Origin of the sequence: Chryseobacterium sp. BGARF1 (assembly GCF_001677955.1) — a bacterium.
In the GTDB taxonomy this organism is placed as follows: domain Bacteria; phylum Bacteroidota; class Bacteroidia; order Flavobacteriales; family Weeksellaceae; genus Chryseobacterium.
Map to the genome: position 1 here is coordinate 1 of NZ_LELA01000016.1, position 15,201 is coordinate 15,201.

Annotated in this window: 12 protein-coding genes and 1 pseudogene; 4 read left to right on the forward strand and 9 right to left on the reverse strand. The window is 35.0% G+C overall.

Features of this window, described 5'->3' with window-relative positions:
- The 3 genes and pseudogenes from AB671_RS22440 to AB671_RS03115 all read left to right on the forward strand — a co-directional run.
- A pseudogene (locus tag AB671_RS22440) lies at positions 1-199 on the forward strand (peptidoglycan-binding protein LysM); the annotation flags it as partial.
- 87 nt (positions 200-286) lie between these two features.
- Positions 287-595, forward strand: a complete 309-nt coding sequence (locus tag AB671_RS03110; RefSeq protein ID WP_066677668.1) for a hypothetical protein — start codon at positions 287-289, stop codon at positions 593-595.
- Between the two features lie 173 nt (positions 596-768).
- A complete protein-coding gene (locus AB671_RS03115) occupies positions 769-2,439 on the forward strand; it encodes a hypothetical protein (RefSeq protein ID WP_066677712.1) in 1,671 nt (556 codons plus the stop codon).
- A gap of 590 nt (positions 2,440-3,029) precedes the next feature.
- Here AB671_RS03115 and AB671_RS22690 read toward each other — a convergent pair.
- The 3 genes from AB671_RS22690 to AB671_RS22900 are packed head-to-tail and all read right to left on the reverse strand — an operon-like array spanning position 3,030 to position 3,734.
- Positions 3,030-3,212, reverse strand: coding sequence for a hypothetical protein (locus tag AB671_RS22690; RefSeq protein WP_228390918.1), 183 nt, complete (start codon positions 3,210-3,212; stop codon positions 3,030-3,032).
- Positions 3,213-3,239: 27 nt separating this feature from the next.
- Positions 3,240-3,587 (reverse strand): DUF6261 family protein, encoded by a 348-nt coding sequence (locus AB671_RS22695; RefSeq protein WP_228390919.1) that lies wholly within the window; start codon positions 3,585-3,587, stop codon positions 3,240-3,242.
- A gap of 21 nt (positions 3,588-3,608) precedes the next feature.
- Positions 3,609-3,734: a hypothetical protein gene (locus tag AB671_RS22900; RefSeq protein WP_262484061.1), complete on the reverse strand. Its 126-nt coding sequence runs from the start codon at positions 3,732-3,734 to the stop codon at positions 3,609-3,611.
- Positions 3,735-4,079: 345 nt separating this feature from the next.
- On the opposite strand from AB671_RS22900, the gene AB671_RS03125 reads away from it, so the two are divergent.
- The gene (locus tag AB671_RS03125) at positions 4,080-5,876 is read left to right on the forward strand and encodes an ATP-dependent nuclease (protein ID WP_066677670.1); all 1,797 of its coding nucleotides are present in this window, start codon (positions 4,080-4,082) and stop codon (positions 5,874-5,876) included.
- Positions 5,877-6,102: 226 nt separating this feature from the next.
- On the opposite strand, the gene AB671_RS03130 is transcribed toward AB671_RS03125, so the two are convergent.
- From AB671_RS03130 to AB671_RS03155, 6 genes are all read right to left on the reverse strand, one after another.
- Positions 6,103-6,690: a DUF6624 domain-containing protein gene (locus AB671_RS03130; RefSeq protein WP_157444110.1), complete on the reverse strand. Its 588-nt coding sequence runs from the start codon at positions 6,688-6,690 to the stop codon at positions 6,103-6,105.
- 321 nt (positions 6,691-7,011) lie between these two features.
- Complete coding sequence (locus AB671_RS03135) at positions 7,012-8,997, reverse strand: urocanate hydratase (RefSeq protein ID WP_066677673.1); 1,986 nt, start codon at positions 8,995-8,997, stop codon at positions 7,012-7,014.
- Positions 8,998-9,265: 268 nt separating this feature from the next.
- Complete coding sequence (locus AB671_RS03140) at positions 9,266-9,682, reverse strand: endonuclease domain-containing protein (RefSeq protein WP_066677714.1); 417 nt, start codon at positions 9,680-9,682, stop codon at positions 9,266-9,268.
- A 138-nt stretch (positions 9,683-9,820) separates the two neighbouring features.
- Entirely contained in the window at positions 9,821-14,020 is a 4,200-nt protein-coding gene (locus tag AB671_RS03145) for a T9SS type B sorting domain-containing protein (protein WP_066677674.1), read from the reverse strand.
- A gap of 291 nt (positions 14,021-14,311) precedes the next feature.
- A complete protein-coding gene (locus tag AB671_RS03150; protein ID WP_066677675.1) occupies positions 14,312-14,656 on the reverse strand; it encodes a phage holin family protein in 345 nt (114 codons plus the stop codon).
- 94 nt (positions 14,657-14,750) lie between these two features.
- Positions 14,751-15,173: a PaaI family thioesterase gene (locus tag AB671_RS03155; RefSeq protein ID WP_066677677.1), complete on the reverse strand. Its 423-nt coding sequence runs from the start codon at positions 15,171-15,173 to the stop codon at positions 14,751-14,753.
- Positions 15,174-15,201 lie beyond the last annotated feature (28 nt).

Consider the following 15,201-nt stretch of genomic DNA (forward strand, 5'->3'; position numbering starts at 1 on the left):
AACAATGGGCGGAACAAAAAGCGCGGTTGTTTTATCTGCAACTGATCAAACTTTAGTTACAAATGCTCCACTTGGAAGTGCATTAACACTGAATTTGGATTACACCATTCCTGCATCGAAATCTTCTTCTTCAGATATCTTAGGTAAACCTGCCGGAACTTATACACAAACAGTAACTTATACTGCCACTGCTTTATAATAAAACATGATGCGTATCGTTAAAAAATTAACTTTTTAATGAATTTACAAGATATTTCAAATAATAATTAAATAACTACTAGATAACATGCCAAACCTAATAAAAAAGCTATTGTTTTTACTTGAAATTGGTAATCATCAATTTGATAGTATCCTTTGGAAAACCCGTCCAGAAAAAAGAAACACCCTTGTTGATGATATTTTCAAATTTAAAATTCCTATTGGGAAAAGCAAAAAAGAAATACGTGAACTTTTTGGACATGAACCCCATATGTATGCTTCCATGACATGGTCTTATCCTGTAGAATCAGATAAATTTGGAAACACCCTTACATCGTTATCACTATATTTTAAAGACGAAATTGTAACAAATATAAGGTTGAAAATAAGGGAGTAATATTTAAAAATATAAAGAAGCATCTATTCGCAAAAATATTTCTTTAAACAATTTATAGCCTTTAATAACTTTACAAACTTATCAAAAGGGCTTTGTTTATTGGGTATTTTCAATAAAAATTAATTTCTTTGCAAAATATAAAATCATCAATAAATCATATTAAAAACATCTCTATGAGAAAAATTTTACTGTACCTCTCGGCACTTTCATTTTTAACTGTTGTATCTTGTAAAAATGATGACATGGATATTCAGAATGAACAGGAAAAAGGACCTATTTTAAGTTCTGATGTTAATGCTCTGAGCAAAAGGATCGATTTTACTCATTCAGGGGTTCTAGATATGAAGCCGGGTTTCGAAGGAAAAACAACAACAGCAGGTAACTTCCCATTGGTATTGGTAGCAGAAGTAGCACCACCGGTTTATAATGGAAAAACACTTCGCGCCACCCACGTTACAGTAGAAGGAAACTATGCGTATGTATCTTATAATACGGAGGGAGAAACCTATTTAGGAGCCATTGAAGTATTGAATATTACCAACCCCAATGCTCCGCAGCTTGTAATGCAGGCGATCCTTCCCGATACCGATGTAAGTTCGGTACGATACGACAATGGTAAATTATACATTGCCGGAGCGAAAGACATCTATGCTTCAGGTGCTCAGACACCTGCTTTTGTAGGAAGCATGACGCTTAGTGGTGGTATGTTGACCAATACTCTTCAACAAACCGCTCTGACTGGGAAAGTGGGAACAGATGTTACTTCAAGCAGTTCAAAATATTATGCTGTTTCAGGAGCTACAGGCGTTTTGGCACAGCTTAACAAAACAAGTCAGCAAGTGGAAATATCTATTCCTTTGAGCGACCTTAGAGCTTTAGGATTTAACAATAATAAAGTCGTGGTGCTTAGCGGTACCGAAGGTGTGAAAATTTATGACGCCAACGGATTAAATCTTCTTACTTCTTTCACTACCTCATCTGACGTAGCAGAGGCTAAAAGAACAATCGATTTTATCGACGGAAAATTATTGGTTTCTGAAGGATACAACGGTGTAGGAGTATATAATCTATCAACAGGTGCCAAGCTGCAGAAACTTTCTGTACCTACCCAGGTTCCAAATGTAAACCCTGCGGATATTGTAAGCAACGCGGTGTCGGTAAATTCCGGACGTGTATTTGTGGCTAACGGAGGTGCAGGTATTTATGTATACACCCCTGACAATAATGACTTGAAACTGATGGGTTCCATCGATCTTACCGGATCTTCTAACTTCGTAGTGAGTAGAGGTGAATATATCTTCGTTGCTACAGGAACGGGAGGACTGAAGATCATCAAAACAGTAGCGCCTGCTAGTGGTGCGGTAAACTGCTCTGGTTATGCAGCATACACTGGAAGCGAATGGCTGAATGTTAATTCTGGGCAGACTCTTGAATATTTCGGAACAAAAAGTCTTCAGGGGATCAATGTTAATCAGGTGTTGACATGGTGTGGTGCTCTTACCGCTTCACAAGCCGTTAATATTAACAGCAATGCTACCTTTAATATGTACGGACAGCTGTATCAGGGTGCACAGAGCAACCCTTGGAACTCGCTGAACATCAATAGCGGTGCACTTCTTAACCTGAAAGGAAATCTGACGACTTACGGACACATGATCCTTAACAGCAATGCCAAATGGAAAATTGAAGGGAATGTAACGATCTTCGGAAACCTGACCATCAACCAAGGATCTAAAATTGAGTTTATCGGAAGCAATTCATCTATTACCATTCACGGAACGGTTACCAAAAACGGAGCTTCAACTATTACGGGAACTTATACGGATGTGAATAACAAACTATAAATATAATAACATACTACCGAAAAGGAGACCAATCAGTTTGGTCTCCTTTTTTTTTGTACCCTTCTATCGTGAATGAAACTCCAAATCTATAGCCTCAATTGCTGCAAAAGCAGTATTTTGAAATAATAAGATTTATCAATCTCTTAAAATATAACGAACCTATGATTTAGTTACCGATTTCATCAAAGAGATTTCCTTTCTGAAAAACCGTCACTTCGAGTAGGTTTTTGAAAAAAAACCGTATCGAGAAGTTGTTCAGCTAATGACAAATTATGCTAAGATATCACCTGATTCTCGATACATTTTTCTTTCACTTTGTTGCAGAAAAACACTCGAATTGACGGGGCGGCAAAAGACCATTGATAACGTTTGAGCAAAGAGATTTCCTTTCTGAAAAATCGTCACTTCGAGTAGGTTTTTGAAAAAAAACCGTATCGAGAAGTTGTTCAGCTAATGACAAATTATGCTAACACATCGCTGATTCTCGATACATTTTTCTTTCACTTTGTTGCAGAAAAACACTCGAATTGACGGGGCGAGAAAGGGATTAGTGTAACAAAAAAACTCAGCAGGATTGCTGAGTTTTTGATTTATGATTTATTGTCTTGAGGTGGCTCCGGTTTGATATCCGAATTTTTGGCGGCTTTTACCAGCTCATTGGTATCGCTGTAGAGAAGTTTCCAATCGGGAACGTCTTTCATTGCGGTCAGAAGATTGAGATAGGTTTTCAGGTTTTTCTCCAAATCTTTGCGAATAGCTGATGCGCTGGTCATCTGTCGGAGGTCGGCATTCGCTTCCGCCTAATATGCAAATAGAGCTTCAAAATCCTCATGCTTTGTTTTCATTTCCATAAAAGCAAGATCCAGGGAAAGAAGAGCTATTTTATGCTGATTTTCTTGGTTTTCCAAAACTTCGATTAGCTTTTTCATTTGTGCTGATTGTGAAGAATAGCTTAAACGGTCGAGGTTCAGTCCGAAAGTTTTGAAAACGCTGTACAAATCTTCCGCCGACTGATAATTAGGTGCTGTCTGAAGCTTTCGATAACCGTTGAGAAAAGCTTTCAGATTGGTATAAGCAACATCCCTTTCGTGGTCTGCTGTGGCAACATCTTTTCCTTTTCCGCTGTAGATCTGTTTGGTGTAGACCACATCGTATTCGGTATAGGAAGTCTACAAAGTTGCGGTAAGCGGATGGTTGGAAATCACAGGATATTTTCCTAATTGAATGTTGCTGATAATTCTCTGAGCCAAAGTCGCAAGATCTTTAGTACTCAGACGTACTAATGTAATTTTCATCAGTAAAAATATGTTTTTGTTGTTAATAATTTAATTAAATCCTTAAAACAAATATAAAAACTTAGTATTAACTCACAAACAATATTGTTGGAAACAAAATACAATTGTATTTGATTACAAATAACCTTGTTTTAAAGAAATGTAAAGTGTATTTGGTTACAAACAAGCTTGTTTTACCGAAATGTAAGTTGTATTTAGTTATAAACAAAGTTGTTTTAAACTAATGTAAAATGTATGCAGGTTATAAACACATTATATTGAAAGAAAGGTTTTTTACATTACGGAAATCCATAATGTAAATTTTTATTGTTTTTATATATTTAGTGAAATTAAAAACTAATAAATATGAAACTTTATTCATTAAAAATCTCTGGGTATAAAAGATTAAAAGAAGTAAATATTCTTTTTGGAGATGCAACTTTTCTTATTGGGCAAAATAATTGCGGGAAAAGTTCTGCAATAAAAGCAATTGAAACTTTATTATCTGCTAAGAAACAATTAACAAGTTCTGATTATCATTCAATTATTGATGAAGAAACCAACGAAGTAAAAGTTGATACTAATGTTGTTATAATTGAAGCTGAATTTAGAAATCTTCCAGAAGAAGCCAAAACCTGGAGAGGTTTCAAAGGTAGAATTTTCAGTTATGATGTAGATGAAAATTCTGAAGACACAGGATTATCTGTCACTTACCGTAAAACGTATGAGCTAGGTAAAGATGTTGTTATTGAATTTAAATCAAAAGTTAGGATTATTAAAGATGAATTTAAGGATTTGAAGAAACCTCAAGAGTATATAGATAAAGGTATAAATGCTGAATTAATTAATGATTATTTTCCAGAATTAGATAAAAACTTAACAGCCAAGCAAAAAGAAAAATTAGAAGAAATCGATGAGATTTGGGATATTTCAGATGAAGAGATATGGTTTCAAAATCCAGGTGGAATTCCTGGAAATGTTTTAAAGATGCTGCCAAGATTTTTACTAATTCCTGTTGATGTTGGATTACATGAGATTCAAGGTTCGGGAACTGGAGTTCTTAGTACGACTTTAGGAGAACTATTTCAAACTGTTAGAGAAAATTCAGAAAATTTTAAAAATGCACAAATTCATTTAGATAGTCTTGCTAAAGAATTAGATCCGCAAGATGAAGAATCTGAATTTGGAAAAATGATGATTGATCTAAATTCTGTTTTATCAACCGTTTTCCCCGATTCTAAATTACATGCGACAACAAGTCTGAGTAATCCCTCAAGCTTAAAACCATCTTTCAATGTTGAGATGTCAAGTAATATAAAAACATCTATTGATAATCAAGGTACTGGAATGATTAGAGCTACTGTTTTTGGAATGTTAAGATACAGGCAATTATGGCTGTCAAAAAAAGAAGATGATCATGCACGCTCCTTAATTGTTTGTTTTGAAGAGCCAGAAACTTACTTACATCCAAGTGCAGCAAATCAAATGAGAGAAGCTATTTATGAATTAAGCTCAAGTTCATCCCAAATAATAGCATCAACACACTCTCCTTATATTATTGATTTATCTCGTAAACCAAAGCAAATATTAAATAGGCTATATAATTGTGGTAATCATGTAGAATGCGATATATTTAATGTAACCGAAAAGTTTATAAAGCTTCAAGAGGATGATAAGTCTTACGTGAAAATGATTTTAAAAATTGACAGCCATGTAGCCAGAATATTTTTTACAAAAAAAGTTGTTATTGTAGAAGGAGATACAGAAGACATTTTAATAAAAGAAACTCTAAAACGATTAGATAAAACTAAATATTTTAAAATTTTATCAGATTTTGAAATTGTTAAAGCTCGTGGTAAAGCTGCTATTATTGGATTAGTAAAATATTTAACATCGATGGATATAAAGCCAATTGTTGTTCACGATTTGGATTCTACTGAACCAAATGCTGAAAAATATAATGAACCAATATCAAATGCTTTAGATGGCAATGGAAAAATTATTTTAATGAATAATAATGTCGAAGAAGAACTTGGATATGAAGCAAATTCAGAAAAACCATATAAAGCATATAAGAAAACATTGGAGTGGGATGATAACTGGGATGATTTACCAGAAAACTGGAAAGCAAAAATGTCAGAAATTTTTGAAGAATATATTTAATAATAGATAAATGGAATAAAAAAACCTGCCTCACAGCAGGTTTTTCCATACTTTCTAAGGTTTTTTTGAAAATGAATATTTCTGCGTTATACTTCGCTGGCGCGAGCTTCAATCTCGTGTCTTAAACTAAATTGAGTGAATACGAGCAAGATGCTCGCATCAATGGGTAGAGACACACTCCATTTAATTATGACCGGAGTTGTCTACGTGATTATATATTGTGTTGTTAATTCGGATTGAACTGAATATTAAAATACTTTAAATAATCCTCTATTGGTTCCAATCCCATTTCTTTTCTTCTTTTGTTCACCGTTGCAGGATTTTCTACTTTATACAATTTACCATTTTTTATTTGTGAACCATAAATTTGAGGTTTTCCTTCGTCCATTAAAATCCTGTCTTTCATCAATGCGTACTGTCCTTTAGATAAGTCTCCATTTTTAACCGCTTTCTCTATTTGCGGAAAATATTTTTTTCTGATTTTTTCTTCAGTACTATGTTGCAGTCCCAACCAGATTGCATCCATTTGTCTTTGATTCACCTCCTTTAATGTTGGCATACCACACTTTTCAATAATGCTAATCACTAATTCTTGATTCCTATGATCTTCTTTAGCATATTTGATAGGTTCATTTGCTTTTCTAATCCTTTGGTCACTTTCTAAAACTTCGCTCAGGATTTGACGTTTTTTGCTACAATCGACTTCAATAATATCTACTGAACCTACATAGACAAATTTATCCCTGTTCATATAAAGGAATATTGATATTATTAAAACAAGAGCAGTTACTATGCTGAATACTATTTTTTTCATTTTCATTTCTATTTTTGTGTCATATTCCAAAATAGGTTGACCATTTTGGGTTAAAAATTAATTGCTCCCAAAAGTAGGAATTATTTTTAAGTATCGGAATAAAATATGGATAATTTTTTCCCGATCTCGCGGATTTGCAATCCGTGAGCAAGAATAAAGCACGGATTAAAGATCCGCGCTATCATAAATATAAAAACCTGCTGTGAGGCAGGTTTTTATATTTCAATACAATAACTTCTCGATACGCTTTTTTTTCAAAAGCTACTCGAAGTGACGGATTGCTTTATCATTTTCAAATTAACTCATTTTCAAATTCTAAAATTAAAAAAGACTCTCATCCACAAAATTCGGCAACGTCACTTTCAAATTCGGCTCCGCTTCCATTGCTCTTTTAATCGCGAAAACAGCACCTTCATTTCTTGCCCAGCTTCGTCTGGAAATTCCGTTGTTGACGTCCCAGAAAAGCATTGATCTTAATCTTCTGTCGGCATCATCGCTTCCATCCAATAGCATCCCGAATCCACCGTTGATCACTTCGCCCCAGCCAACGCCGCCTCCATTATGAATAGAAACCCATGTTGCTCCACGGAAACTGTCACCAATCACATTGTGGATCGCCATATCTGCCGTAAACCTCGAACCGTCATAAATATTGGAAGTCTCCCTGTAAGGCGAATCCGTTCCCGAAACATCGTGATGATCTCTACCCAAAACTACCGCTCCGATCTCTCCATTTTTAATGGCTTTGTTGAAAGCTTCAGCGATCTTCATTCTTCCTTCCGCATCGGCATACAAAATTCTCGCCTGTGAACCGACCACCAATTTATTTTCCTGCGCTCCTTTGATCCACTGAATATTATCCTTCATCTGCTGTTGAATCTCTTCAGGAGAATTTTGGATCATTTCTTCTAAAACCTGACACGCGATCTCATCTGTTTTCTGCAGATCTTCAGGTTTTCCGCTTGTACAAACCCAACGGAACGGCCCAAAACCATAATCAAAACACATCGGCCCCATAATATCCTGAACATAAGAAGGCCATTTAAACTCTCTTCCCAACGTTGGATTTTCAGACATTACATCAGCTCCGGCTCTTGAAGCTTCCAATAAAAATGCGTTTCCGTAATCGAAGAAATAGGTTCCTTTTTCTGTATGTTTATTGATTGCTGCAGCGTGTCTTCTCAAAGTTTCCTGAACTTTTTCTTTGAATAATTCAGGGTTTTCTGCCATCATCGTGTTTGATTCCTCAAAACTTTGTCCAACCGGGTAATAACCTCCCGCCCAAGGATTGTGAAGCGAGGTCTGGTCTGAACCGATATCAATTCTTAAATTTCCCTGATCGAATTTTTCCCAAACTTCAACGATGTTTCCAAGATAAGCCAGAGAAACCACTTCTTGATTTTCCTGAGCTTTTCTTACTCTCGCAACCAATTCATCAAGATTTTCATGAATCTCATTCACCCATCCTTGGTCATGACGTATCTTGGTGATCTTCGGATTCACTTCCGCGATTACGGTAACACAACCTGCAATATTTCCTGCTTTTGGCTGCGCTCCACTCATTCCGCCTAAACCTGAAGTAACAAACAAACCTCCTTTTGGTTCTTTATTAATTTTCCTGAAAGCATTTAAAACCGTAATCGTTGTTCCATGAACAATTCCCTGCGGACCGATATACATATAAGATCCTGCCGTCATTTGTCCGTACTGCGTCACACCTAAAGCATTAAATTTTTCCCAATCATCCGGTTTAGAATAATTCGGGATCATCATTCCGTTGGTCACAACCACTCTCGGTGCGTCTTTATGAGAAGGAAATAATCCCATCGGGTGCCCTGAATACATTGTCAATGTTTGTTCGTCTGTCATTTCAGACAAATATTTCATCGTCAAAAGATACTGCGCCCAGTTGGAGAAAACCGCACCATTCCCACCGTAAGTAATCAATTCGTGTGGATGTTGAGCCACTGCATAGTCCAGATTGTTTTGAATCATCAGCATGATCGCTTTTGCCTGCTCAGATCTTCCGGGATATTCTGCAATATCTCTCGCTTTCATCTCATAATCAGGACGGAAACGGTACATATAAATTCTTCCGAACTCGTCGAGTTCTTTTTTAAATTCTTGAATTAATTCTGCATGAAACTTTGGTTCGAAATAACGTAAAGCGTTTTTCAGAGCGAGTTTTTTCTCTTCATCCGTTAAGATTTCTTTACGTTTCGGAGCATGATTGATATTGGTTTCGTATGGTTTTGGCTGAGGTAATTGATTAGGAATACCTTGTTGTATCTGTTCTTGGAAAGTCATTTATAGTTGGTCGTTATTTGTTGATAATTGATAGATTTTTGTGGTTTTAAAGATATTCAAATTAGAAAAGTCGTGCAACTAATGTGAGAAAATATCCAATATAATAGAATTCCCCTCCTCTGGAGGGGTGGCGAAAATTCGGAAGAATTTTTGACGGGGTGGTATTTAGCAAGCATTTTTTTTAGAACATTATTTTATTGCTTGGTTGTATTACCACCCCGTCTTAATTTTCTTAAAAAATTAATCCACCCCTCCAAAGGAGGGGAATTTAAAAACCATAATTTTCAATAATAAATTTTTCCAAATCTTTCATTACAATAGACAAGTTATTTTTAACATCAAAATCTGTGGTTCTGAAAACTTTTAAACCTAAAGATTCAAGATATTTTTGTCTTACCTCATCGTAAATTTCTTTAGTATCATGGCTCCAACCATCAATTTCAATGGCTAATCCTAAATTTTTTACATAAAAATCTACACTATAGTTTCCAATAATTCTTTGACGGTCAAAATCTATATTGTGAAATGTTTTTGCCCGAACCATTTTCCAAAAAATAACTTCACTTAAAATTCCAGCTTTTCGTTTTCCGGATAATAGTTTTTTTAAGTTAGGATTATACGGAAGCTTTTCAACATGATTTTTTTGGATTTTAGTTCCGTTGATTTCTGTTAAGATTTCATTCATCATTTTTGTGTTTATGAAAAGATAGGGATATTTTTTAATTGTGTGAAGTATGAATACTTTGGAAACAAAATGATTTAAATACAACAAAACCTCACTGAAAGTCAGCGAGGTTTCATTATTTAAAATATTTTTAAAGCTTTAATTATTATTCTTCACTAAAACCCATCCTGTAAACGTTCTTCCATCCGGAAGTGTAATGACGTACCAATAACTTGAGGTAGGTATCGGTCTTCCGGCAATCGTTCCGTCCCAAATAATTTGAGTATTTGTATTTTGCTCGAAAATTAAATATTGATAACGGTCAAATACTTTTACATTCGTCATTTTGGTTCCGAAAACATGAAGGTTTCTGATAATCCATTTATCATTTTGCCCGTCTCCGTTTGGTGTAATTGCATTTTTAATATCTAGAATAACACCGTCCTGTTTTACAATACATGTTCCTTCAACATATTTTACGTAAAAAGTTGTAATTCCTGTCGGTAAATTATAGAAAACATTTGTTGCCTGCCAATTAATTCCGTCAATTGAATAGAGGATCGGCTGTGAACCGGTAGCTATTATTGTATAGGTATTACCGCTCGCGATCATATTCTGAATAACCGGAACATCATAATATTTTGCTTCAAAAGTCGCCGTGTAAGAACATCCGTTATCTGCTGTCACCGTCACAGAATACGTTCCTACCATATTCATATTCGTAATTGTATCGGTGTTGGAAACTACCTGTCCTGAAGGGTTTGTCCAAACATAACTTATAATATTGAATCCTTCTACTTCTAAAGTATAACTAAATTTTCCATCCGGACAGAAATACTGGGTAGGAATCTCAAAAATAGGAACTCTTTTCAGAGAGATTTTAATCGTTGCTATTTCAGGACAAAATCCGGGAACGCTTACTTTTACATAAACAGTATCGAAACCTAAGTTTTGATTGAATGAATAGGTTGTGGGATTTGTGATTGCATTGCTTCCCGAGTTTACATCAGCCAAAGATGAGTAATAGGTAAATGTAACATTGGCTCCTGAATAAATCTGTGACTGGAATTGGGTAAGATCTACATTTTCTATTCCGTCATTTAAGGTATCGCAAACATTGTTCAGAAGGAATGGCCCTGAATTTTGGAGCACCACTTTAGTTCCAATAATGAAATTGATTGTTGCGATATCATCACAACCCGGAATGTTCATCACTTTCACCCAAATCTGCTGTGGAAAGGGATTTGCGGTAAAGTTTTGAGGATTTGCAATCGCATTGGTTCCGTTTTGTGCATCAGTTTGAGTAAGATAAAACGTGAAAGTGTTGATTGTATTCGGAATATCTACATAAAGATTGGTGTAATTCATCAGATTGACTTCATAAACACCATCCAGATTATCATCACAAACTGTTATCGTAGAATTAATTGCTTTTGGAGGAAAATATGTATTCAACTCAATTGGCGCAACTGAAAAGCAACCGCTCGTTTTCGACTGAAACCTTGCCCAAACCTGCACCGTAGAAACTGTTGTTACAATACTATTCCCAATCTGAGTGGAAGGAACTCCTGCATTGGCTTCTGCTAAAGTATTGTAATAAGTAATCGTCATATCAGAAAGCGGATACGTATTCTGAGAAGCTAAAAACATTTGAGAAACGGCATCATTTAATTGAAAGGTTTCATTTAAATTAAAATCTTCATCACACGTATTTAAAACAGCATTCTTTAGCACAATTACTGGTAAAAAGGTCATCTGAATATTCAATTGTGATGCAGAAAAGCATTCATTATTATTAAATTTCACTTTCACATAAACCGTTGCACTTCCCTGAACAGGAAACTCAGCCGGATTTGCAATGGGACCAGAAAATACGTGAGTTACCGCATTGTAAGAAGTATAATAGGTAAATGTAACATTCGAACCACTGTAGATTTGAGGTTGAGCTAATAAAAGATTGTATAGCTCTACTCCATCATTATTGTTATCGCAAATATTAGTAAGGTTAATATTCACAACATTATTTACAGCAGGAGTTGATACCAAACTAATGGTCACCGGATAGACCTGAGTACAATTGTAAGAATTGATCTTCACGAAAAGCTGTCTTGTACCAACAACATTTACACTCGTTACAGGATTGGTACCGTTCTGAGCTTCAGCTTGTGTTAGATAGAAAGTTGTCGTAGCGTTCTGATTTCCGATAATTGCGCCAGAAAACTGAGCTAAGGGAACAACTTCCGCATTATCATTATTAAAATCACACACCGTAAAATTAGAATCTACAATAACCGGATGAACCAAATGTACATTGATTGCTTTGACGGTATAACATGTTTCGCTTTCCTCAAATCGAACATAGAAAGTCTTGCTTACAAAGTTGCCATTTTCTGTAATGGTTTGAATGGGTGAAATAGAACCTGCTCCGTCTAATGCAGCCGAATAATTATCGTAAAACTTTATAACAGGTACTGTTGCCGGAGCAATAAGCATATTGGCAGACAACGTTTGGAGATTAACGGTAATATCATCGGTTCCGTTGAAACAGATATATTCATTTTTATCATTAACCAGAATCTTTGTAAAAGTAATATTCAGATTGACGGGAACCACCGCAAAACATCCTCCCGGAATTTGAACCCTTATATAAACCGTGTACTGCCCTTCCTTAATTGTTCCCACCACCGTTCCGGAATTATTGTAAGCATCTGCAAAGGTTTGATACGCTGTAAAAACAGCTCCTGGCTGTGTCGTAATTAAAGGCCCAATATTTAAAGCGAAATCAAATGGTTCATTATTATCTGCATTAATATCACACATGGTGTATGGAAAATTAATCGGCGAATTAGCATTAACTCCTGTTTTAAAAGTAAAACTTACGGGCCCAAGAATATAAGTACACGTTGCATCTTGTATTCTCACCCAAAGCGTAGTGCTCGTGGTAATATTTGCCGTCGTTACAGCATTCGTATTGTTTTGAGCATTCGACTGAGAGAGATAATATGAAAATCCAGATGTTCCTGCAGGAAAAAGCTGACTGTTTAAGAAACTTAAATCATAGTTTTGCTCGATATCATCATTATTGGTATCACAAAGCGAAATCGTATTTGTTAAAAGAGTTTTGGTAAGGAAGTTCAATGTAAGAACCGCTATTCTGAAACATCCGGGAACATTGGGATTCTGAATTCTTACGTATAAAACCTTATTGGCATTTAGGGTATAATTTGTAGAAATACTGTTTTGATTATTCTGCGCATCAGCTAAAGATTGATGAAAAGTAAAGTTAAAATTTGCAGGATTTTGTGAAGTTACATTGGGTTTAAAATCATTTAAATTAAGTTGAATCGGGGCATTTCCACAAAAATTCTGGGTATGATTTCTTGAAATAGGATAAGAAGGATCAAAATCAAGAGTGAAATCATCAGATAATGTCAAATTACTATTTCCACAAATATCAAAAACAACATTGGCGGTATACACTTCATTCTGAGTAGGGCACAAAGTAGCTTGAATTCCTGATGCTACAGTTTGCCCCGAAGAATTAGTCCACGTTACCGTTGGCTGAATTGCACTTCCATTGGGCGTAAACTTCCAAGATTCCTGTAATGCCTGCCAATTTCCAGTATTTCTTGAGGGTGGAGAATATCCTAGAGCTCCTGTATCATTTATAATTCCAATCAAAGCATTTTCAAACTTTCTGGTTGGGCACGGTGTCAATTTTTTGTCGACAAAAACTTCTACAACATTTGTAGTTTCATGCAAAACAATTTGTGACGAAGAACGGTCGGTACATCCTGCAACTCTTCCATCATAATAACTGATGACAAATTTTCGGTAAGGCGCCGTTCCTACTGTAGAATAGTAAATCTCTGATGCGTCTGCAGCAGAAAACACCATATCATGATACACCCCGAAAATAGAATTCTTAGGCAAACCGGTATTGGGATTTTGCCAAAGAACATTAGGGTAATTAATATTTCCCTGTTGACTTAAATCGAAAGTAACCATCCCGTTTGAGCCAATAACGATAGCATCAAAATACTGATTGAAAAAACAAAATTTAAATGGTAAATCTATTTTTGGTGTAAATATATCATCAAAATTAGCATTCAGCGCAGTTCCTTGGTTCATCGGAATGGGCGGATTATACGTTCCTTGGGTAAGTTGGTATGTTGTGGATTGTTTCAGCTCCGGGTATTCTACATGAAGCGGAATACAGCCATTGGCATCAAGATCATTGGTACATGTTACATGAAAATTTTCATTCCCAAAAGCGTCTTTTACTTTTACATTGATGGGAGCCTGAGAAAAGGCATAACAACTGATCAACAGTAGGTAAATCTGTAAATATTTTGTCATGGAAATTTGGTGTAAATAAATTATTAATTAATCAAAAACAATTTACTAATAAATATATTTTAAAAATATTAATTTTTAAATACAAAATACTTACCAATTTTTAATTATTTATGAATTATTAAAAATTAATTAATACTATAATAATAATCGGATATCAAAGCATTATCTTCATTTCAAATTACCACACAATCTCCACAATATTCATTTTTAAATCTTAAGAATACTCTATCTCATAAAAAAAGTGGAAATCTTTTGAATTTCCACTTTTTTATTTTTAAGAATTTAATTTAATTAATCTCCATCTGAAAACATCGAATTGGCAAGCGATGTCACTATAGAAAGCGCTATGCTAAAAATAAACGCCCACCAAAAACCATCTACCATCATACTATCTATAAAATAATCTGCGATAAGAATAATAATAGCATTAATTACCAAAGCAAAAAAGCCCAAAGTAATAATTGTAAGCGGCAAACCAAAAAGACTTAAAACAGGTTTTACAATAAGATTTAAAAGTCCTAAAACAATTGCAAAAATAATTGCCGTTGAAAAACCGTCAAAATGCACACCCGGTAAAATTTTGGTGAGTAAAAAAGCTACAATAGCCGTAATCAATAGTCGAATGATTAAGTTCATAGTATTTAATTTTTATATTATCGGTCTTTATAAACAAAACTTATTCCAATCACATTCAATTGATGATGAATACTAAGTTTTCTTTGCTGTAAATCTATTTAATTTTCATCATTGTTACCAAAGAGGTTGCTACATGACTTTCTGAAGTACGGTTTTCGTCAACCGTATAAATTTCAGTTCTGATGACACTGATTTTAGAACCTCCTTTCACTACATAAGCTTTTGAAACCAATGCATCACCCATTGCAGGACGAAGATAATTAACCTTCAACTCCACCGTTACTACATAGCAATCTTCTTCGTAATGACTTACCGCGGCATATCCTGAAGAAACATCAACCAAAGAAGCAATCATTGCCCCGTTGAACATCCCCGCTTTTCTCGTCATTAATTCCATTTTAGGAATTTTAATCGAAACAAAATCGGTATTTATTTCTAATAATTCGGCTTTATAGAACTTTAAAGTTTCAGAACGAGCGAAACTATCGGTCATGAGTTTTGTTTTTTCGCGAGTCATGTTGAGTGTTTGAGTGTTTGAGTGTTTG